This window comes from Microbacterium sp. C23T (genome assembly GCF_053345975.1).
The window spans coordinates 1-19739 of the sequence record NZ_JBKFBD010000013.1; the positions used below are offsets into that span (position 1 = coordinate 1).

Below are 19739 nucleotides of genomic sequence, written 5' to 3' on the forward strand. Positions count from 1 at the left end.
CGCCCCGCCCGCGGACCGCGCCACCTCGGCCCGCCGCGACTCGGGCGTCGACGCGATCCCCGCGTCGGGTCGCGTCGAGGACTCGCCCGAGATCCTCGCGGCGTTCCGCGAAGCCGGCGAGTTCGCCGACGTGCTGTCGCGCCTGTGGGACTCGTGGCAGGACGACGCCATCATCCGGGATGCCGCGGCAGGCCGCTTCCTCGACGCCGACCGTGTGCACAACATCGACTTCGAGGGAGAGTTCTTCTCGATCACCGGCGCCTCGATCGTGCCGCGGTCGCCGCAGGGTCGACCGCTCATCACCGTGCTCGCCCACCAGAGGGTGCCGTACCGCCTCGCCGCGGAGCGCGCCGACGTCGTGTTCATCACACCCCACCTCGAGGGCGGCCGTCCCGGCTTCGCCCTGCCCGGCATCCGTTCGGAGCTGGATGCTGCCGCCGACGACCTGCGCACGGGCGAAGAGCCCCTGCGGGTCTTCGCCGACCTGCTCGTGCTGATCGAAGACACCGAGGCCGCCGCCCGCGAGGCGCTGGCGCGACTCGACGAGTGGGACGGCGAGCCGCTCACCTCCGACGCGCGTGTCGTCGTCGGCACGCCCGGCGACGTCGCCGACGCGGTGCGCGAGCTCGCGGCGCAGGGCGTCGACGGCGTGCGCCTGCGCCCCGCGCGCCAGCCCGCCGATGTCGTGGCGATCGCCGAGAAGGTCGTGCCGCTGCTGCGCGCGACGGGCACCCTGCGTGAGGACGACGGAGCGGCGTCGCTGCGCACCCGCCTCGACCTCGCCCGCCCCGAGAGCCGTTACGTCCGAGAGAAGGTCACGCTGTGAGCGTCCGCCAGATCCACCTCGCCGCGCACTTCCCCGGCGTCAACAGCACCACCGTCTGGACCGACCCGGCGGCGGGCAGCCAGATCGATTTCTCGTCGTTCGAGCACTTCGCCGCGACGGCCGAGCGTGGGCTGTTCGACTACGTCTTCCTCGCGGAAGGGCTGCGCCTGCGCGAGCACAAGGGCCGCGTGCACGAACTCGACGTGCTGGGCCGCCCGAACACGCTGTCGATCCTCGCGGCGGTCGCCGCGATCACCGAGCATGTCGGCGTCGTGGGCACGCTCAACACGACGTTCAACGAGCCCTACGAGCTGGCGCGTGAGCTCGCGACCCTCGACCACTTGTCGGGCGGCCGCGCCGGCTGGAACGCCGTGACGAGCTCCGATGCCTTCCACGGCGCGAACTTCCGCCGCGGCGGCTACCTCGACCACGCCGACCGCTACGAGCGGGCGCGTGAGTTCGCCGCACTCGCGAAGGAGCTGTGGGACTCGTGGAGCGACGGCGACGTGCGAGCGGATGCCGCGTCCGGCGTCTTCCTCGACGACGGCGTCCCCGCGCGCGTGCGCCACACGGGCCCGCAGTTCGACGTCGACGCGCTGTTCGACGTGCCCCGCTCTCCGCAGGGGCGCCCCGTCATCGTGCAGGCCGGCGACTCGGCCGACGGGCGCACGTTCGGCGCCGAGCACGCCGAGGTGATCTTCTCGCTGCACCAGGAGTTCGAGGACGCCCGAGCGTTCTACGACGACGTCAAGGGACGCCTCGCCCAGTACGGACGCGAGGAGGACGCTCTCAAGATCCTCCCTGCCGCGACGTTCTCCCTCGGCGACACCGACGCGGAGGCCCGCGAGCGCGCCCGCGAGGTCGCGCTGCAGCAGGTGCGACCCGAGGTGGCCCTCACGTACGTCGAGCAGGTGTGGGGCCGCGACCTGTCCGGCTACGACCCCGACGGCCCCCTTCCCGACGTCGATCCCGACACCGGGTCGGAGACCGCGCGCGGCTGGGCGAACCGGCACGCGGCGGTGCGAGCCAGGATCGCGAAGCTGCGGGAGCTGTCGGAGACCGAGGGGCTCAGCATCCGTGAAACCGTCATCCGCCTGACGGCCACCCCGACCTTCGTGGGCACGCCCGCGCGCATCGCGGCCGAGATCGACCGCTACGTGCAGGAGCGCGCGACGGACGGCTTCACGATCGTCGGGCACCTGACGCCGCACGGCCTCGACGAGTTCGCCGAGCGCGTCGTGCCGCTGCTGCAGGAGCGCGGCTCGTACCGGCAGTCGTACGACGAGGGTGCGACCCTGCGCGATCTGCTCGGCCTCCCGGCTCCGGTGCAGGCACCGGCACTCACGGAACGATGAGCGACCGCGCGCGCCTGCTGTTCGTCGGAGCCGGCCCTCGGGCGATCATGCTCCTCGAACGCGTGCTGGCGCGCGCGGACGAGCACTCGCTGCTCGACATCGACCTCGTCGACCCGCATCCCCCCGGTGCCGGCCGCATCTGGCGACACGCGCAGTCGCCGCTGCTGAAGCTCAACTCGATGACCCGCGACGTCACCGTCTTCACCGACGACAGCTGCACGATCGAGGGGCCGGTGCGCTCCGGCCCCTCGCTCAGCGAGTGGCTGGACCTGTGGCGGGCGGGCGACCTGCCCGACGTCGAGTTCGACGAGCTGTCGGAGGCCGAGGCGCGGGCGCTCACCCCCGAGGGATTCCCGACACGGCGCCTGCACAGCCACTACCTCGACTGGTTCTTCCGCCGCACGGCGGCGAGCGCGCCAGAGGGCGTGAGCATCCGCCTGCACACCGACACGGTGACGTCGGTGCGGCTCATTCCGGACGGGCGGCACGCCGTTTCGCTCGCGAGCGGTCGGGAGATCGCGACGGATGCTGTGGCCTACTGCCTCGGCCACACCGAGCGCGATCCCGACCCGGCGACGGCAGCGCTTGCCACCGCTTCAGCCCGCGAGAAGCTCGTGTACGTGGGCCCGGCGTTCACCGCGGACGCCGATCTGTCGAGACTCGCCCCGGGTGCCGATGTGATCGTGCGGGGCATGGGCCTGGCGGCCGTCGATCTCGTCGTACTCCTCACCCAAGGCCGAGGCGGCCGGTTCGATCGGGGCGCCGACGGGTCGTTGCGCTACCTCCCCTCAGGGCAGGAGCCTCGGCTGCACCTCGGCTCGCGACGCGGGGTGCCGTACCGCTCGAAGGTGACGTCGGCGCTGCAGGGCTCGCCCCCGCAGCGGGACGTGCTGACGCCGGACGTGATCGCCGCGCTCGTCGACACGGGCCGGCCGATCGACTTCGACCGCGACGTCTGGCCCTTGGTCGCCGCCGAGCTCCTGCACGGGCACTACCGCGAGCTCTTCACGGGGCATCCGGAGCGGGTGTCGGCGACGTGGGACGAGTTCCGGCCGGTGCTGCGCGCGCACGCGTGGGGCGACCCCACGCTGGGCGACGCGATCGCCGCCGTCGTGCCCGACCCACTGGACCGGTTCGACGTCGCCGCGTTCGACCGACCGTTCGCCGACGCGGAGTTCTCCGACGCCGACGACGCTCACGATCGGGTGCGGGCGCACATCCTCGACGACCTCGAGCTGCGTACGACGCAGGAACGCAGCCCCGCACAGGGCGTGTTCATCGCGGCGCTGCTGTCGTTCATGGCGCTCTCGGAGATCCCCAAGGAGCGCTTCACGGCGCGATCCCGTGCGTACACGCTGCCCGTCCGCTGGCATACCTTCTTCAGCTACCTCGCGAGTGGTCCGCCCCCGCACCGCCTCGAGGAGCTCCTCGCCCTCGCCGATGCGGGAATCGTGCGCTTCCTCGGGCCCGACGTGGACGTGGTCGTCGAGCCGCGCGGGTTCGCAGCATCCAGTCCCCGTGTGCCGGGCGAGACGGTCGCCGGCGCCCTCGTCGACGCCTGGCTGCCGGCCGCCGACGCGGAACTCAGCACGAACGCGGCGCTGCGCGAGCTCGCGACCGTGCACGGCAGCGTGCTGCACGTGACGGATGCCGAGTACTCGGGCTCGCTCGGACGCGTGCGGGTGACCGAGGACGGACGTGTGCTGCGCCCCGGCGGCGCGCCGCACGCCACGCTGTTCGCGATCGGCCCGTTCACCTCGCAGACCGAGGCCGGCGCCTTCACCCGCCCCGCGGCGAACTCCCTGTCGCTCCGCCAGACGGACCTCGTCGCGGGCGCGATCGCCGCGCATCTCGGCGTTGCGGTGCGCGTCGCCCCGTAGCCCCGGGACCGCTCTGGCGCCGGCTCCCGGTTGTTGAGCGGATGGCGCTCCAGCGCCCGCAGACGAAACGCCTCGGGCTTGCGGACTGCGCCGCGTCCAGGACGTTTCGTCACGCTCGTTCCTCGCTCGCTCAACGAGCGATCAAGGCGCTGGGAAATCCGGTGAAGCGCCCCCGATGTGACGCCGGATGACGGCGCGTGACCGTGCGCGACCGACATTCACGCCGCGTGACATCCCCGATCGGGGCTCGCACGACCTCTCGGGGACGCTGAAGCCACGAGCCCGGCACCCCGCCGGGGCTCGTCCGCCACAGCTTCTGGAGACCCCATGTCGTTCACCCGACCCCGTACCGCCGCGCTTGCGGCGATCGGCGTCGTCGCGCTCTCGCTCACCGCGTGCGCGACCGGCGCCGGCGACCCCGCACCCACCGCATCCGCCGAGGCGGAGCCCGTCACGGGCGGCGACCTGACCTTCGCGATCTCGGTCGACAGCCAGTGCATCGACCCGCAGCAGGTCGGCAACAACGACGCGATCGCGATTGCGCGCCAGACCGTCGCGTCGCTGACGATCCAGGATCCCGAGACCGGCGAGATCCTGCCGTGGCTGGCCACCGACTACGAGGTGAACGACGACGCCACGAGCTTCACGTTCACACTGCAGGACGGCCCCACGTATGCGGACGGCGAGCCCATCGACGCGGCATCCGTCAAGACGAATTTCGAGGCCATCCAGGCGCTCGGCGCGAAGGCGAGCCTCGGCTCGTCGTACCTCGCCGACCTCGAGAGCATCGAGGTGCCGGACGAGCACACCGTCATCGTCAACTTCTCGGAACCGAGCGCGCAGTTCCTGCAGGCGACCTCGACGTTCTCGCTCGGCCTCCTGTCGCCCGCGACCGCCGCGGTGAGCCAGGCGGATCGCTGCCTCGGCGACTACATCGGCTCGGGTCCGTTCTCGGTGCAGAGCTACACGCCCAACGAGGGTGCCGTGCTCGAGCGCCGCGAGGGCTACGAGTGGGGCCCGTCGACGGCCGCCCACACCGGTGAGGCGTACCTCGACACCATCACGTACAAGGTCGTTCCCGAGTCGGGCAACCGCACCGGCAGCCTGCAGTCGGGCCAGATCGACGCGACCACCGGCATCGCGACGGCCGACGCCGTGCTGTTCGAGGGCGAGGACTTCTGGTCGCTCAACCGCGCCAATCCCGGTTCGGTCTACAACCTGTACGCGAACCAGTCGACCGAGAAGCTCGCCGACGAGAACGTGCGCCTGGCGATTCAGAAGGGCATCGACCGGGAGCAGATCACGTCGACCCTCCTCGGCCCGGACGACCTGCCGGCCGTGTCGCCGCTCGCCTCGTCGACGCCGTACTTCACCGACCTGAGCGACGTGCTCGAGTACGACCCGAAGGCGGCCGCCGAGCTGCTCGAGGAGTCCGGCTGGACCGAGGGCGATGACGGCATCCGCGAGAAGGACGGCGAGAAGCTCAGCTTCCACGTGACCTACTGGCAGTCGCCCAAGGAGGTGCTCGAGCTCGTGCAGCAGCAGCTGCGCCAGATCGGCATCGACCTGCAGCTCACCTTCGCGAGCATCGCCGACGTGCAGGCCGCGAACGCCGACGGCACCTACGACTTCTCGTACGGCAACCTGACGCGCGCTGATCCCGACGTGCTGCGGACGGTGTTCGCGGTGAACGGCACGAACAACGCCACCAAGCGCACCGAGCCCGCCGAGATCGACGAGCTGCTCGACGAGCAGGCCGCGATCATCGACCCGGCCGCTCGCCAGAAGGTCGTCGACGAGGCCGCGGAGCTGCTCATCACGGGCGGCTACTCGATCCCGATCTACCAGCTGTCGACCACGATCACGGCCGCGTCGAAGGTGCAGGGGCTCGGCTTCGAGGCCTCCAGCCGCCTGGACTTCTACGACGCCTGGATCGCCGAGTAAGCCCGCACGGGCACAACGAGAGGGATGAGGAACGGATCATGTGGGGTCGATACATCGCCCGGAGGATCGGGCAGGGCGTCATCGTCCTGTGGGCCGCGTACACGATCTCGTTCCTCATCCTGTACCTCCTGCCGGGCGACGCCGCGACCCTCTTCGCCGGCGGCGGCGACCAGGAGGCCATCGACCCCGAGCTCGTGGCGCAGCTGCGCAGCGAGCTCGGGCTCGACCGCCCACTGTACGAGCAGTACCTCGTCGCCCTGGGGAAGGCGCTGACCGGAGACTTCGGCGTCTCGACGCAGACCGGGCGCCCGGCATCCGATCTCCTCCTCGAGTCCCTCCCCCCGACGCTCGCGCTGACCGCCCTCGCGTTCGTGCTGTCGGTCGTGTTCGGCATCGTCCTCGCTCTGTCGGCCTCGCTCGCCCGCGCGCGGTGGCTCCGCAACCTGCTGTCGTCGCTGCCGCCGCTGGGCGTCTCGATCCCGGTGTTCTGGATCGGCCTCCTGCTGCTGCAGGCGTTCTCCTTCCGTCTGCGCCTGTTCCCCTCGATGGGCAACGAGGGCTTCGAGAGCCTCGTGCTGCCGGCCATCACGATCGCGATCCCGTCGGGTGCCTTCATCGCGCAGCTGCTGTCGCGGAGCCTCCGCTCGATCCTCGCCCAGCCGTACGTCGAGATCGTGCGCGCCAAGGGCGCGAGCGAGCGCCGGGTGCAGCTCGGCCACGCGTTCCGCAACGCGGCGATCCCCTCGCTCACGATGGTCGGCGTGCTCATCGGCGGCCTCCTCTCGGGCGCCGTCGTCACGGAGACGGTCTTCTCGCGCCTCGGCATCGGCCGGCTCGTCGTCACCGCCGTCAACAACCGCGACGTGCCCGTCGTTCAGACCGTCGTCGTCTTCGCCGCCCTCGTCTTCGTCGTCGCGAACCTCGTCGTCGACCTCGTCTACCCCCTCATCGACCGCCGCATCACGCTCGCCCGCACGGCGTTCGTCGCCGCCTGACAGGAGCCGCCATGACCGTCGAGAACGTGCTCTCCCCGCCCGCGCGCACCCTCGAGCCGCACGACCCGTTCCTCGAATCGATCGTCGACCCCGACGCCGATCCGTCGGGCAGCCCTCACGCAGTGTCGCTTGATGAGACGGATGCTTCGTCCCGCCGCATTGCGCTCCGCCCGGTCGTCGCCGTGCTGAAGCAGCCCACGCTCGTCGCGTCGATCCTCGTGCTCGCCCTCGTGACGCTGTGGGCGCTCGTGCCGGCCTGGTTCACGGCGTGGGACCCGATCGTCGGCGTCCCCCAGGACCGCTTGCTGCCGCCCACCCCGGAGCACCTCTTCGGCACCGACAACCTCGGTCGGGACCTGTACGCCCGTGTCGTCTACGGATCGGCGACGTCGCTGGCCGCGACCTCGGTCGCCGTGATCGTCGGCCTCGCGGTCGGGTCGCTGTTCGGACTGCTGGCGGGCTTCCTCCGGGGCATCGTGGACGACGCGATCATGCGCTTCATGGACGTGCTGCTCGCGATCCCGAGCCTGCTGCTGTCGCTCGCGCTGATCACGGCGCTCGGCTTCGGCACGCTCAACGTCGCGATCGCGGTCGGCCTCGCGAGCATCGCCTCCTTCTCGCGCGTGATGCGCGCCGAGGTGCTGCAGATCGCCACCGCCGTCTACGTCGAGGCCGCGCACGTTTCGGGCGTGCGCTGGTACACGGTGCTGCGCCGGCACGTGCTGCCGAACGCGTCCGGCCCGGTGATCGCCCTCGCCGCTCTCGAGTTCGGGGTCATGGTGCTGGCGATCTCTTCGCTGTCGTTCCTCGGCTTCGGCGCGCCACCGCCCACGCCCGAGTGGGGCTCGCTCGTCGCCGGAGGGCGCGACTACCTCGCGGTCGCGTGGTGGCTCACGACCTTCCCGGGCCTCGTGATCGTCGCGGTCGTGCTGTCGGCCAACCGCATCTCGCGCGCCCTCGAGCGCAACGGAGGAGGCCGGTGACCGCACTGCTGGAGGTCTCGAACCTGTCCGTCTCGTACACGCTGGGCGGCGCGTCGCGCCCCGCCGTGCGCGATGTGAGCTTCACCGTCGACCGCGGAGAGGTCGTCGCGATCGTCGGCGAGTCCGGCTCGGGCAAGAGCACGACCGCGCACGGCGTCATCCACCTGCTCGCCTCGAACGCGTGGGTGGACGCGGGCTCGATCGTGTTCGACGGCACCGACCTCACCGGGCTCTCGCGTCGCGCGTGGCGCGAGGTGCGGGGTCGTGCAATCGGGCTCATCCCGCAGGACCCGACGACGAGCCTGAACCCCGTCAAGCGCGTGGGCCGCCAGGTGGGCGAGCCGCTCGTGATCCACGGGCTCGCCACGCGCCGCGGCGCCGACGCGCAGGCCGTCGAGCTCCTGCGCCTCGCGGGCATCGGCGAGCCCGAGGCGCGCGCCAAGCAGTTCCCGCACCAGTTCTCGGGCGGCATGAAGCAGCGCGCGCTCATCGCGACGGCGCTGGCCGCCGAGCCGAAGCTCGTGATCGCCGACGAGCCGACCAGCGCCCTCGATGTGACCGTGCAGAAGCAGATCCTCGACCACATCGACACACTGGCGGCGACGCTCGGCACCGCGGTCCTGCTCATCACGCACGACCTCGGTGTCGCTGCCGACCGCGCCGACCGCATCATCGTGATGCAGAACGGCGAGATCGTCGAGACGGGCGCGGCCCGTCAGGTGCTCGAGAGTCCGCAGCATCCGTACACCCGTGCGCTCATCGCCGCGGCGCCCGGACTTCGCGGCGGGACGGTGCGCGTGTCCGACCGACCGCTTCGGACGGAACAGGTCCCCACGCCCTCTCCAGGCGCCGCTGGCGCGTCGCCCGGAGCCTCCGGGCGCGTGGGCCCAGCTGCGTCCCCGGCACTCCTCGAGGTCACGGGTCTCCGCAAGGAGTTCCCGCTCCCCGGCCGCGAGAAGCTCCTCGCCGTCGACGACGTCACGTTCCGCGTCGACCGCGGCGAGACGCTCGCGATCGTGGGCGAGTCGGGGTCGGGCAAGAGCACGACGGCGCGACTGGCGCTGCGCCTCGAGAAGCCGTCGGCGGGCAGCATCCGTTTCGATGGCACCGATCTCGTCTCCGCCAGTCGTGAAGAGCTGCGCGCGCTGCGCCGGAGGTTCCAGCTCGTCTACCAGAGCCCGTTCGCATCGCTCGATCCGCGGTTCACGATCGCCGAGGTGATCGACGAGCCACTGCGCGCGTACGGCGTCGACAAGGCCGAGCGGACCCGCCGCGTGCGCGAGCTCATCGACCAGGTGGCCCTCCCGGCGAGCACCGCGTCGCGGCGACCGGCGGAGCTGTCGGGCGGCCAGCGGCAGCGTGTGGCCATCGCCCGCGCGCTCGCGCTGCGGCCCGACCTCGTCGTGCTCGACGAGGCGGTGTCGGCGCTCGACGTGTCGGTGCAGGCGCAGATCCTCGACCTCCTCGCCGGGGTGCAGCGCGACGTCGGAGTGTCGTACCTGTTCATCAGCCACGACCTCGCGGTGGTCCGCGAGATCTCGGACCGCGTCGCGGTGATGCAGCACGGCCGGATCGTGGAGCAGGGCGCGACCGCCCAGGTGCTCAGCGCGCCGCGCGAGGAGTACACCCGACGGCTCATCGACGCGATCCCGGGGTCGACGCTGTCGGCGCCGGTGCCTGCGCTCGCGGAAGGGGCGGTTTTGGCGACTCGCCAATATCACCTGTCCGCGCCCGGAGATTTTGGCGAGGCGCCAGATCCACACGCGGGCGCCGCCGGGCCGGGGTCTGGTCGGGTTCTGACGACTCGCCAAGATCACCCCTCGGCATCCACCGATTCTGGCGACTCGCCAGAATCGCACGCAGAAGCCCTCGGGGCCGGACCTCGTCGCGGTCGCGTTCTGACGACTCGCCAAGATCACGGTGCGGGGGCGGCACATGTTGGCGAGTCGCCAAAATCGCGCGAAGAGGAGGCGGTCGCATGAGCGCCCGCGCAACACTGGCCCGGCAGACGACCGAGCTGCTGCAGGAGCTGATCCGCAACGCGGCCGTCAACGACGGCACGGCCGACTCCGGTCACGAGCACCTGCAGGTGCGGACGCTGCAGCGCTTCTTCGAGGGCTCCGGGCTCGAGGGCGTCGTCGTCGAGCCGCATCCGGGCCGCCAGTCGCTCATCGTGCGCATCGAGGGCTGGGACGCGAGTGCGCCGTCACTCGCGCTCGTCGGGCACACCGACGTCGTGCCGGTCGAGCCGGCGGGCTGGTCGCGCGACCCGTTCGCCGCCGAGATCGTCGACGGGGTGCTGTGGGGCCGCGGCGCGATCGACATGCTCAACCTCACCGCCGCGTACGCCGTGGTGACGCGCGCCATCGCGACGGGTCCGTTCCGGCCGCGCGGCGACCTCATCTTCGCTGCCGTCGCCGACGAGGAGAACGGCAGCCGGTTCGGCGTCGGGTGGCTCACCGAGCACCGGCTCGACCTCATCGACGCCGACTACGTGCTCACCGAATCGGGCGGCGCCCACGCCGGCGAGCGCCCGCACCTCGGTGTCATGGTGGGCGAGAAGGGCGGCGCCGGGCGCCTCCTGCGCGTGACCGGCGCGCCGGGTCACGGCTCGGCGCCGTGGGGCTCGCGCAACGCCGCGGTCATCGCGGCCGAAGCCGTGACGCGCCTCGCACGGCACCGTGGAACCACCGTCATCACGCCGCAGTGGCGCGCGTACGCGGAGGCGCTCGACCTCGACGCGGAGGCCCGCACCGCCCTCACCGACGCTGACCGGTTCTACGAGGGGCTGCCCCACCTCGGCACCCTCGACGGGTTCGCCCACGCCTCGACGCACACCACGATCTCACCGACCATCGTGCGCGCCGGCGAGAAGGGCAACGTCATCCCGGGCACCGCGACCGTGCAGCTCGACATCCGGATCCTCCCCGACTTCACTCGGGAGGATGTCGAGGGTCTCATCCGCGACGCACTCGGTGATCTCATCGAGCACATCGAGATCGAGGGCGACTGGTTCGGAGAGTCGACACTGTCGCCCATCGACACCCCGCTCTTCGACGCGCTCGGCAGCGCCGTGCGCCGCGCGTACCCGTCCGCCGAGCTGCTGCCGATGCTCGGCGTCGGTGGCACCGACGGGCGCTTCTACCGCCGCCGCGGCATCCCGGCCTACGGGTTCGGGGTGCTCAGCGAGCGCTGGGACTACGGCACCTTCCGCCGCCTCTTCCACGGCAACGACGAGCGCATCGACCTCGACTCGATCGCGCTCACTGTCGACGCGCTCGACCACGCCGTGCGCACGTTCCACGCCGACACGAGCACCGCGAGGCGCACCCGCGTCGCGGAGCCCGCGACCGCCTGAACGCGGTTGCGGCTGCCGCCGGCAGCCGGGCCGCAGCATCCGTTCCCCATCCACCCCACCGAGGAGCACCCATGACCACCACCCTCAACTCCGATGTCGATCGCGCCGTGTTCGGGCGCGAGTGGGAGGACTGGCACCGCACGCATGAGACGCGGCGCGCCGACTCCCTCGGCTTCTTCGCGATCACCGGTCTGCACTGGCTCGGCGCCGACCCCACGACGCTTCCGGGTGCGCCCGGCACGTGGCGTCTCGGCCCCGACGGCGTGGTCGTCGAGCTCGCCGAGGGCGAGAGCCTGACGCTCGACGGCGTGACGATCACCGGAACGCACGCGTTCGGCGAGATCGCCGAGCGGGGCAGCATCACACCCACCTTCGCGGACGGCGAGGTCGCCGGCGCGGTCGAGATCGCGATCCGCGGTGGGCACACGATCCTGCGCCCGCGTCGTGCCGACCACCCGTTCCTCGCGGAGTACTCGGGCACCCCGACCTACGTGCCCAACCCGCGCTGGCGGGTCGCGGCGCGCTTCCGTGCCTTCGATGCGCCCGTGCCGACCGAGGTCGGCGCCGCCGTCGACGGGCTCACCCACGTCTACGACGCCCCCGGCGTACTCGAGTTCTCCTGGCGCGGTGAGGAGTTCTCGCTCATCGCGTTCGAGGGCAAGGCGCCCGGCGACCTGCTCGTGCTGTTCACCGACGCGACGAGCGGGATCACCACGTACGCCGCGAACCGGTCGGTCGGCATCGACGCCCCGGACGCCGACGGCTGGACGGCGATCGACTTCAACCGCGCCGTCAACCTGCCCTGCGCGTACACGGACTTCGCCACGTGCCCGTTGCCGCCTGAGGGCAACCGCCTGCCGATCGGCATCGAGGCCGGCGAGAAGACGCCGCTCGCCCGCGTGATCTCGAACGCCGAGCTCGTCGCGCCGGGGGTGGCCGCATGAGGTTCCAGCTGCTCGACATCGTCCCCTACCGCGCCGATCCGATCACCGGCCACCAGGTCTCACCCGCCGAGCGGTTCGCCGAGACGCTCCAGCAGGCGATCCGTGCGGAAGAGCTGGGATTGGATGCTGTGGCCATCGGCGAGCGACATGCCGGGCATTTCATCTCCTCGTCGCCGACGGTGCTCCTGGGTGCGATCGCGGCCCGGACGCGCAGCATCCGTCTCAATTCCGGCGTGACCGTGCTCTCGGTGCTGGATCCGGTGCGCGTCGCCGAGGACTACGCGACCATCGACCAGCTCTCGGGCGGACGACTCGACATCACGATCGGCAAGGGCAACGAGGTTGCCCAGTTTCCGCTGTTCGGGCTCGACATCGACGACCAGTGGGAGCTGCTCGCCGAGAAGTACGAGCTGCTGCGCACGCTCTGGCGCGAGGAGGACGTCACCTGGCCGGGCACCGAGTTCACCCGGGCGCTGACCGGCGTCACCACGCTGCCGCGACCCTTCGCCGGGGCGCCGCGCGTGTGGCACGGCTCGGCGACGACCCTCTTCTCGGCGGGACTCGCGGCGAAGTTCGGCGACCCGCTGTTCAGCGCGAACGCGATCCAGCCGCTCGAGAACTACGGCGTGCTCGTCGACCACTACCGTTCCGAGTTCGCGCGACACGGCCACGATCCGGCCGGCGCATTCGTCGCCGCGGGCTCGGGGGCGCTCTTCATCGCCGACACCACGCAGGAGGCGATCGCGCAGTACGGTCCGGTGTACAACGCGATCGTCGCCGCTACCAACGTGCCCGGGAACAACACCCCGTTCCGCGACATCGAGCACGCCGTCGCCGAGGGTCCGGCCCTCGTCGGCACGCCGCAGCAGGTGGTGGACAAGATCGCCCGGTTCCACGGCCGGCTCGGGCACGACCTGCAGTCCATCAGCCTGCCGACGACGGTGCACTTCGCGCAGCAGCTCGAGATCCTCGAGCGATTCGCGCTGGAGGTCGCTCCGGTGCTGCGGCGGGAGTTCCCGACGGCGCTGTGGACCCAGGCCGACCCGCTCGGTCAGCGGGAGCGCGAGCTCACGACCGCATGAGTCCCGCACGCGCGGTCCGCGATGCGACTGCTGCAGTCTCCGGCAAGCGTGGCGTCGCACGACGCAGCGGTCGCAGGGAACGGCAGCAGTCGCACGCGCGGCCGGTGGCGTTCCGGCGAGCGGGCACCGGCGTGGAAGCCGCGAACGCGAGCTCCGAGCCGGTCAGGACGCGAGGTCGAATCCGCCTTCCGCGCGTCGGTCGTGAGCCGCCGGGAGCGCGGAGCGGAACCGCCGCTGATACTGCGACGGAGAGATGCCGAGGCGCGCAATGAACGCGCGGCGGAGCGCCTCTGCGCTCCCGTAACCCGTCTGCGCGGCGGTCTCGGTCACGTTCGCACCCGCCTCGAGGCGGACGCGGGCGAGATCGAAGCGCACCGCGGCGACGTACTCGGCCGGCGACTGCCCGAGCTCTTCACGGAAGCGACGTGTCAGATGCCGTGAGCTGACCGCCGCAAGCCCCGCGAGTTCGGGCACGGTCCACGCGCGCGCGGGATCCGCGTCGACGAGGTCGGTGGCGCGCCGCACGATCGAGGCGGGCTGCGCGCGGGCGCGCAGCGGCACCGAGTACTGCGACTGGCCGCCCGAACGCTGCAGGTAGACGAGCAGCAGTTGAGCGACCTGCCGTGAGACATCGGCGCCGTGGTCGTCCTCGACGAGGGCGAGCGCCAGGTCGATGCCGGCTGCGACACCCGCCGACGTCGAGACGTCACCGTCGCGCACGAAGATCGCGTCGGGTTCGACGCGCACGCGCGGGTAGCGGCGTTCCAGCTCCGGCGCGAACTTCCAGTGCGTCGTCGCCCGCTTGCCGTCGAGAGCGCCGATCTCGGCGAGCACGAAGGCGCCGCTGCAGATGGAGACGACCCGGCGGGCCCGCGCCGCGAGGGCGGCCGCAGCATCCGTCAACGGCGCTCGCGCGAATTCGTGTGGAGGCAGCTCGCTGCCCGGCACGATCACGGTGTCGACGTCGCCGGCATCGCCCGCCGCGCCGTGCACCGAGACCCTGCTGCCGAGCGAGGTCATGACGTCGCGCCCGTCGGGCGAGAGCAGGACCACGTCGTACCCCTGCACGGCTTGGTTCGCCTCGACGAACACCTCCGCCGGACCGACGTAATCGAGGGTCTTCACCCCGTCGAACAGCAGGAACGCGATTCGCCGTCGGGCGGGGGTCGAGTGCATCCCTCCATCCTTGTCCTGAATCGTGGGATGCGAGGCCGTTCGAGCGGGGCGCCGCGGTCGCAGATCGTCGAGGCTCGAGGGTGGCGCCGTCGCCCGTGACGGCTCCGGCGAGTGGGGCGACGGGTCGGCCCGATGATCGCAAGGAGTCCGCCATGCCGACGTTCACCACCTCCGACGGCACCGAGATCCACTACACCGACTGGGGCACCGGGAAGCCGGTCGTGCTGAGCCACGGCTGGCCGCTGAGCTCCGACGCGTGGGCCGTCGAGTCCAAGCTGCTGGCAGACGCGGGCTACCGCGCCATCGCCCACGACCGCCGCGGTCACGGCCGCTCCACCAACACCGACCGCGGGCACGACATGGACACCTACGCCCGTGACCTCGCCGAGCTCGTCGAACACCTCGACCTCACCGACCTCGTCGTGATCGGGCACTCGACCGGCGGCGGCGAGGTCGTGCGCTACGCCGCGCAGCACGGCAAGGGCCGCGTCCGCAAGGTCGTCACGGCCGGGGCCGTGCCGCCGATCATGGTGAAGTCCGACACGAACCCCGAAGGCACCCCCATCGAGGCCTTCGACGGAATCCGCGCCGGCGTGCTGGCCGACCGCTCGCAGTTCTACAAGGACCTCGCGGTGCCGTTCTACGGCTTCAACCGCGACGGCGCCGCTGTGTCGCAGGGCCTGATCGACGACTTCCAGCGCCAGGGCATGCTCGCCGGACTCGCCGCGGCGTACGAGTGCGTCAAGGTCTTCTCCGAGACCGACTTCACCGAGGACCTGAAGGCTCTCGACGTGCCGATCCTGCTCGCGCACGGCTCGGACGACCAGATCGTGCCGATCGCCGCGGCGGCCGAGAAGTCGATCGGTCTCGTCTCGGATGGCACGCTCAAGGTCTACGAAGGCGCGCCGCACGGCATCGCCGGCGAGTACCAGCAGGCGCTGATCGCCGACATCCTCGCGTTCATCGCGGACTGACCGCGGCACCGGCCCAGGGGCTCCGTCCTTCGACGGGCTCCTGGGCCGGCAAAACATGCGCGTCCCGCCGCTACGGCACGATGTTCTGGTTGAGGTGGAACAGGTTGTCGGGGTCGTACGCGCGCTTCACCGCACGCAGCCGGTCGTAGTTCGCACCGTAGTTGCTGGACACCTTCGGCTGATCGTCCTGCGACGCGAAGTTGACGTACCCGCCCGCCTGCGAGAAGGGCTCGATCGCCGCGTAGTAGTCCTTCACCCACGCGGTGTTGGCGGTGTTCTGCGTCGGATCCGGCCACATGCCGGCGATCACCAGCGCGAAGTTCGCGTCGCGGTGCCCGAAGGCCGTCGCGTCGGACGCCACGTCGTGGCACGCGCCGTTGATCGGGTAGAAGTGGACGGTCGAGTTGACCGTCGGCACCCGCGGGCCGTGCTCCATGTGGGCGGCCACCGACTCCGGCGTGAGTTCGTCGAGGAACGCCGCCTTCCAGTAGTGCTGCAGGCCGGGAGGAACGAGTCCATCGAAGAGACCGTTCATCGCCGGGTAGGGCATCGGACCCACCATCTCGGCAACCGGCTTCGCGACGTCGCGGAACCCCTGGACCATCTTCTCGGCCTCCGACGCCGGGCCGTTGATGCAGAAGACCACCGCGACGAACGGCTCCCCGGCGCGGTCCTCCGGCACGAACGGCAGCGGAGGAGCGATCTGGAACGCGGGGAACCCGCCGAACTCGCGCGGTGCGTTCCGTACATAGTCGGCGAAGTAGGCCAGGATCGCCGGACCGTCCGCGAGCTCGAAGAACATCGGACCGCCGTAGATCTCGGACACGGGGTGCAGCTGGAAGGTGAACTTCGTCACGACGCCGAAGTTGCCTCCCCCGCCGCGGAGCGCCCAGAACAGGTCGGGCTCCACGTCCGCGCTGGCGGTGACGATCTGGCCGTCGGCGAGCACGACCTCGGCCGCGAGCAGGTTGTCGCACGAGAAGCCGTAACCGCGGGCGAGATAGCCGATGCCGCCCCCGAGTGTGAGGCCGCCGACGCCCGTCGTCGAGATGATGCCGCCGGTCGTCGCGAGGCCGAATTGCGCCGCCGCCTCGTTGAACATCCCCCAGGTGGCCCCGCCACCCACGTCGGCGGTCGAGGAGGCCGGGTCGACCGCCACCGAGGTGAGGTCTCCCAGATCCGCGACGAGCGCGCCGTCGGCGGTGCCGAACCCCGGCACGCTATGGCCTCCGCCTCGCACCGCGAGGCCGCTCCCATCCTCAGCGGCGGCGCGGACGACAGCCGCGACATCCGCGGCATCCTGACACCGCACGACCGCGGCGGGTCGGCGGTCGATCATCGCGTTGTAGACGACCCGCGCCTCGTCGTATCCGTCGTCGCCTTCTTCGACGAGCGAACCCTTCACGCTGCCCCGCAGCAAATCCATCACCTTCATGGACATGGTCGACCTTCCCATCGACACAAACGGGCACAGCGCCCGCACGGTGCGTGCGGGCGTCGGCACCGGTTTGAATCGACGGTCCTCGCGTTCGAGGGCACTGTCAAGACGGTCGGTACCCGCTGGGTGAGGCAGCGGAACCCTGGTTGTCAGCCGATCCGCGCCGCCGCTCCCGACACGACGATCCCGCCCGTCTCGGGGATGTCGACGGTGAGCTCGCTCAGCCGGCCGACGTGGCTGCCCTGCAGGATCACGACGCGTGCCGGGGTCTCGACCGCGCCGGTCGCGCGGAGGTACCCGCCGGTCGCGGCCGCCGCGGCTCCGGTGGCAGGATCCTCGATGATGGGGCCGACCGGGAAGACGTTGCGGGCGTGCCACGTGCCGGTGCCTTCGGGCCAGAGCACGATCATGGTCGCCGGCCATCCCCGCGCGTCGAGCACCGCACGGGCGCGGTCGGGATCGATCGCGAACCCGTCGAAGACCTCCCGGTCGGCGAGCACGAGGAGAGGATGCCAGTTGCCGCCGAACGCCTGCGCGGGGGCGAAGTCCGGGTGCAGGTCACGCTCCGAGAGCCCGATCGCCCCGAGCACGTCGGCCAGGGCGTCCGCGGGCAGCGGAGCCGTGTCGGGCTCGACGCTGGTGAAGGACACCCGCCGCTGCCCGGAGTCCGTCGCAGTGACGATCTCGACGACGCCGACCGGGGTCTCGAACGCGATCGCGCCGTCGCCGTCGGCCTCCGCGATCGCTGCCGCCGCGGCGACGGTGGCGTGACCGCAGAACGGCACTTCGGCGAGCGGCGAGAAGTAGCGGATGGCCCGACGGCCGTCTTCGCCCGCGACCACGAACGCCGATTCGGCATAGCCGAGGTCTGCGGCAATGCCGAGCATCGCAGCATCCGTCAGTCCACCGGCGTCCAGCACGACACCGGCGGGATTCCCTCCTGCGGGTTCGGAGGAGAAGGCCGTCCATCGCTGGATGTCGATCGCGCTCATCCGGTCACGATAGGTCACGGCGGTGCGGCACGGTCGCCAGTCGTCGACCGATTCCTGCCGATCAGGGGCTGCGACGACGGCGCCGCGCGATGCCGATGCCGATCAGCACGAGCCCCACGACGAGCACGATCGGCCCGATCGTCGCCCACAGCATCGACCCGGTCATCGCCGATCCCTGCAGCACCCCGGCGCCCTGCAGCGTCCACACCAGCCCCACCGCGGCGAGGATCACGCCGGGCACGAGGAACGGCCACATTCGCTTCACGGCCCCGACCCTAGTCCGGCCGCGTGCCCTGCGACAGAGCCCCACTCAACGCCCGGCGCGCAGCCAGCCCACCACGTACGCCGGCGCGGTGTCGGCGGCCTCGAGGGCGATCGCGACGTGCGACCCGTCCATCCAGTAGAGCTCCGAGCCGGCGATGCGCGCGTGGGCGTACTCGGCGTTGGCGGGGGGTGCCATCCGGTCCGACCGCGCGTGCACGATCAGCGTCGGACACGTGATCCCCTCGAGCGCCGCCGGCACGAGCTCCGTGTAGTCATTCTTCATCCCCGCGCGACGCCGCTTCGCACCGAGCGATGCCCGGAGCGTCGCCTCCACCGTGTCGGTCCGTCCGGGAATCGCGGCGAGCTCCTTCGCCCGCGCCGACACGACGGCACGGCTCTCGGTGCCGGCGCCGCCCATGAGCGTGCCGAGCGTCTGCTTCGGCGCATGCCGCAGGAACCACAGCCGCATCTTGGCGGCCCAGTCCCAGGCGAGAAGGTTCGATGCCAGACGAGGAGGTCGGCCCGGGATGCAGATCGCATCGACCTCCACAAGCCTGCTCACCCGATCGGGGTGCCGTGCGGCGAGCTCATAACTCGCCGGCCCGCCGCCCGACGCGGCGAACACGATGATGCGGTCGATCCCGAGTGCGTCCAGCAGCGCCGCCAAGGCGTCGCCCTGCTCGGGGAAGCTGCGTCCCGTCGACAGCGGCGTTCCGAGATACCCGGGCCTGCTGGGTGCGATGACCCGGAACCCGCTCCGGCGCAGGAACTCCGCAGCGACGAGCCCCTGATCCCAGCCGCCGAGTGTGCCGTGCACTGCGAGGATCGGCTCACCGGTCCCCCGTTCGGCGTACTCGACGGGTCCCGCCGCCGTGGCGACGGTGCGCGGAGTCTCTGCCATGCACGCGAGGTAGTCCTCCCGCGTGGGCATCGGCGCGGTGGCCATAGTCCACTATCCCAACCGGCGGGCCGGCCGAACAGGGTGGCAGTATCGAAGCGTGGTCGACGGCGCGTGGGTCTCCCTGACGCAGCCCGCGAACGCCGACTGGCGCGAGCATCCCGCGGGCTTCCGGCGATGGGAGAGGTCCACCCGCCTCGGAGACGGACCCGACCTCTGGAACTGGGCGAGCACCGAAGTGCTGCGATGGGGCGTCAAGACACGGAGCGGCTTCACCGTCTCGCCGGCGGCGGCGGCCGCGGTCCGACCCGGCGACCGGCCGGTGATCACAGCGCACCCGTTCGGCCTGTCGGTGCGCGAGCCCGTCGAGGTCGTCGCCGTCGTCGACGACGAAGACCGCGTCGGCTTCGCCTACCGCACGCTCCCGGGTCACCCGGTCACCGGAGAAGCGGCCTTCATCGTGCACCGGCACGGCGGCTCGGCGATACTGACCATCCGCTCTCTCACGCGGCCCGGTCGCGGGCGCTGGCGCGCCCTGTACCCGGTGCTCCTCGTCGCGCAGGCCGTCGCCCGTCGTCGGTATCTCCGCGCGCTGCGCCTCCGCGCGCAGCGCTGACGCCGGGGACGAAA

General features: G+C 71.5%; 17 protein-coding genes. 12 read left to right on the forward strand and 5 right to left on the reverse strand.

Going from position 1 to position 19739, the window contains the following annotated elements; genetic code table 11:
• The 10 genes from ACLBXX_RS08885 to ACLBXX_RS08930 all read left to right on the forward strand — a co-directional run.
• Positions 1 to 826: LLM class flavin-dependent oxidoreductase (locus ACLBXX_RS08885; RefSeq protein ID WP_447657731.1), on the forward strand; the 826-nt coding region annotated here is incomplete at its 5' end.
• Positions 823 to 2181 (forward strand): NtaA/DmoA family FMN-dependent monooxygenase, encoded by a 1359-nt coding sequence (locus ACLBXX_RS08890; protein ID WP_447657732.1) that lies wholly within the window; start codon positions 823 to 825, stop codon positions 2179 to 2181. The genes ACLBXX_RS08885 and ACLBXX_RS08890, both read left to right, overlap by 4 nt.
• Positions 2178 to 4061 carry an FAD/NAD(P)-binding protein gene (locus ACLBXX_RS08895; protein ID WP_447657733.1) on the forward strand — a complete coding sequence of 628 codons (1884 nt, stop codon included), beginning with the start codon at positions 2178 to 2180 and terminating at the stop codon, positions 4059 to 4061. Before ACLBXX_RS08890 ends, ACLBXX_RS08895 begins: the two co-directional genes overlap by 4 nt.
• A 327-nt stretch (positions 4062 to 4388) precedes the next feature.
• The gene (locus ACLBXX_RS08900; RefSeq protein WP_447657734.1) at positions 4389 to 6005 is read left to right on the forward strand and encodes an ABC transporter substrate-binding protein; all 1617 of its coding nucleotides are present in this window, start codon (positions 4389 to 4391) and stop codon (positions 6003 to 6005) included.
• A 38-nt stretch (positions 6006 to 6043) separates the two neighbouring features.
• Positions 6044 to 7000: an ABC transporter permease gene (locus tag ACLBXX_RS08905; RefSeq protein WP_447657735.1), complete on the forward strand. Its 957-nt coding sequence runs from the start codon at positions 6044 to 6046 to the stop codon at positions 6998 to 7000.
• An 11-nt stretch (positions 7001 to 7011) separates the two neighbouring features.
• Positions 7012 to 7983: an ABC transporter permease gene (locus tag ACLBXX_RS08910; protein ID WP_447657736.1), complete on the forward strand. Its 972-nt coding sequence runs from the start codon at positions 7012 to 7014 to the stop codon at positions 7981 to 7983.
• Positions 7980 to 9965, forward strand: coding sequence for a dipeptide ABC transporter ATP-binding protein (locus ACLBXX_RS08915; protein ID WP_447657737.1), 1986 nt, complete (start codon positions 7980 to 7982; stop codon positions 9963 to 9965). Before ACLBXX_RS08910 ends, ACLBXX_RS08915 begins: the two co-directional genes overlap by 4 nt.
• The gene (locus tag ACLBXX_RS08920; protein ID WP_447657738.1) at positions 9962 to 11341 is read left to right on the forward strand and encodes a M20/M25/M40 family metallo-hydrolase; all 1380 of its coding nucleotides are present in this window, start codon (positions 9962 to 9964) and stop codon (positions 11339 to 11341) included. The genes ACLBXX_RS08915 and ACLBXX_RS08920 overlap by 4 nt, the downstream gene beginning before the upstream one ends.
• Positions 11342 to 11412: 71 nt before the next feature.
• Positions 11413 to 12285: a DUF1684 domain-containing protein gene (locus ACLBXX_RS08925; RefSeq protein ID WP_447657739.1), complete on the forward strand. Its 873-nt coding sequence runs from the start codon at positions 11413 to 11415 to the stop codon at positions 12283 to 12285.
• Entirely contained in the window at positions 12282 to 13367 is a 1086-nt protein-coding gene (locus tag ACLBXX_RS08930; protein ID WP_447657740.1) for an LLM class flavin-dependent oxidoreductase, read from the forward strand. The genes ACLBXX_RS08925 and ACLBXX_RS08930 overlap by 4 nt, the downstream gene beginning before the upstream one ends.
• A 162-nt stretch (positions 13368 to 13529) precedes the next feature.
• Here ACLBXX_RS08930 and ACLBXX_RS08935 read toward each other — a convergent pair whose 3' ends face one another.
• A complete protein-coding gene (locus ACLBXX_RS08935; protein WP_447657741.1) occupies positions 13530 to 14543 on the reverse strand; it encodes a GlxA family transcriptional regulator in 1014 nt (337 codons plus the stop codon).
• A gap of 152 nt (positions 14544 to 14695) precedes the next feature.
• Between ACLBXX_RS08935 and ACLBXX_RS08940 the strand changes: the two genes are divergently transcribed.
• Positions 14696 to 15517, forward strand: coding sequence for an alpha/beta fold hydrolase (locus ACLBXX_RS08940; protein ID WP_447657742.1), 822 nt, complete (start codon positions 14696 to 14698; stop codon positions 15515 to 15517).
• A 70-nt stretch (positions 15518 to 15587) separates the two neighbouring features.
• Here the strand turns inward: ACLBXX_RS08940 and ACLBXX_RS08945 are convergent, their stop codons facing one another.
• From ACLBXX_RS08945 to ACLBXX_RS08960, 4 genes are all read right to left on the reverse strand, one after another.
• The gene (locus ACLBXX_RS08945) at positions 15588 to 16958 is read right to left on the reverse strand and encodes an FAD-binding oxidoreductase (RefSeq protein ID WP_447657743.1); all 1371 of its coding nucleotides are present in this window, start codon (positions 16956 to 16958) and stop codon (positions 15588 to 15590) included.
• A 146-nt stretch (positions 16959 to 17104) separates the two neighbouring features.
• Complete coding sequence (locus ACLBXX_RS08950) at positions 17105 to 17947, reverse strand: PhzF family phenazine biosynthesis protein (RefSeq protein WP_447657744.1); 843 nt, start codon at positions 17945 to 17947, stop codon at positions 17105 to 17107.
• A 61-nt stretch (positions 17948 to 18008) separates the two neighbouring features.
• Complete coding sequence (locus ACLBXX_RS08955; protein ID WP_447657808.1) at positions 18009 to 18203, reverse strand: hypothetical protein; 195 nt, start codon at positions 18201 to 18203, stop codon at positions 18009 to 18011.
• Between the two features lie 54 nt (positions 18204 to 18257).
• On the reverse strand, positions 18258 to 19157 hold the full coding sequence (locus ACLBXX_RS08960) for an alpha/beta fold hydrolase (RefSeq protein WP_447657745.1): 900 nt from the start codon (positions 19155 to 19157) through the stop codon (positions 18258 to 18260).
• Between the two features lie 52 nt (positions 19158 to 19209).
• On the opposite strand from ACLBXX_RS08960, the gene ACLBXX_RS08965 reads away from it, so the two are divergent.
• Complete coding sequence (locus ACLBXX_RS08965) at positions 19210 to 19725, forward strand: DUF1990 family protein (RefSeq protein ID WP_447657746.1); 516 nt, start codon at positions 19210 to 19212, stop codon at positions 19723 to 19725.
• The last annotated feature ends 14 nt before the right edge of the window (positions 19726 to 19739 follow it).

Excerpts from the sequence above, each read along its gene's own strand:
- ACLBXX_RS08895 (WP_447657733.1), top strand. The coding sequence starts at position 2,178 with ATGAGCGACCGCGCGCGCCTGCTGTTCGTCGGAGCCGGCCCTCGGGCG.
- ACLBXX_RS08900 (WP_447657734.1), top strand. The coding sequence starts at position 4,389 with ATGTCGTTCACCCGACCCCGTACCGCCGCGCTTGCGGCGATCGGCGTC.
- ACLBXX_RS08905 (WP_447657735.1), top strand. The coding sequence starts at position 6,044 with ATGTGGGGTCGATACATCGCCCGGAGGATCGGGCAGGGCGTCATCGTC.
- ACLBXX_RS08910 (WP_447657736.1), top strand. The coding sequence starts at position 7,012 with ATGACCGTCGAGAACGTGCTCTCCCCGCCCGCGCGCACCCTCGAGCCG.
- ACLBXX_RS08920 (WP_447657738.1), top strand. The coding sequence starts at position 9,962 with ATGAGCGCCCGCGCAACACTGGCCCGGCAGACGACCGAGCTGCTGCAG.
- ACLBXX_RS08925 (WP_447657739.1), top strand. The coding sequence starts at position 11,413 with ATGACCACCACCCTCAACTCCGATGTCGATCGCGCCGTGTTCGGGCGC.
- ACLBXX_RS08930 (WP_447657740.1), top strand. The coding sequence starts at position 12,282 with ATGAGGTTCCAGCTGCTCGACATCGTCCCCTACCGCGCCGATCCGATC.
- ACLBXX_RS08935 (WP_447657741.1), bottom strand. The coding sequence starts at position 14,543 with ATGCACTCGACCCCCGCCCGACGGCGAATCGCGTTCCTGCTGTTCGAC.
- ACLBXX_RS08940 (WP_447657742.1), top strand. The coding sequence starts at position 14,696 with ATGCCGACGTTCACCACCTCCGACGGCACCGAGATCCACTACACCGAC.
- ACLBXX_RS08945 (WP_447657743.1), bottom strand. The coding sequence starts at position 16,958 with ATGTCCATGAAGGTGATGGATTTGCTGCGGGGCAGCGTGAAGGGTTCG.
- ACLBXX_RS08950 (WP_447657744.1), bottom strand. The coding sequence starts at position 17,947 with ATGAGCGCGATCGACATCCAGCGATGGACGGCCTTCTCCTCCGAACCC.
- ACLBXX_RS08955 (WP_447657808.1), bottom strand. The coding sequence starts at position 18,203 with ATGTGGCCGTTCCTCGTGCCCGGCGTGATCCTCGCCGCGGTGGGGCTG.
- ACLBXX_RS08960 (WP_447657745.1), bottom strand. The coding sequence starts at position 19,157 with ATGGCCACCGCGCCGATGCCCACGCGGGAGGACTACCTCGCGTGCATG.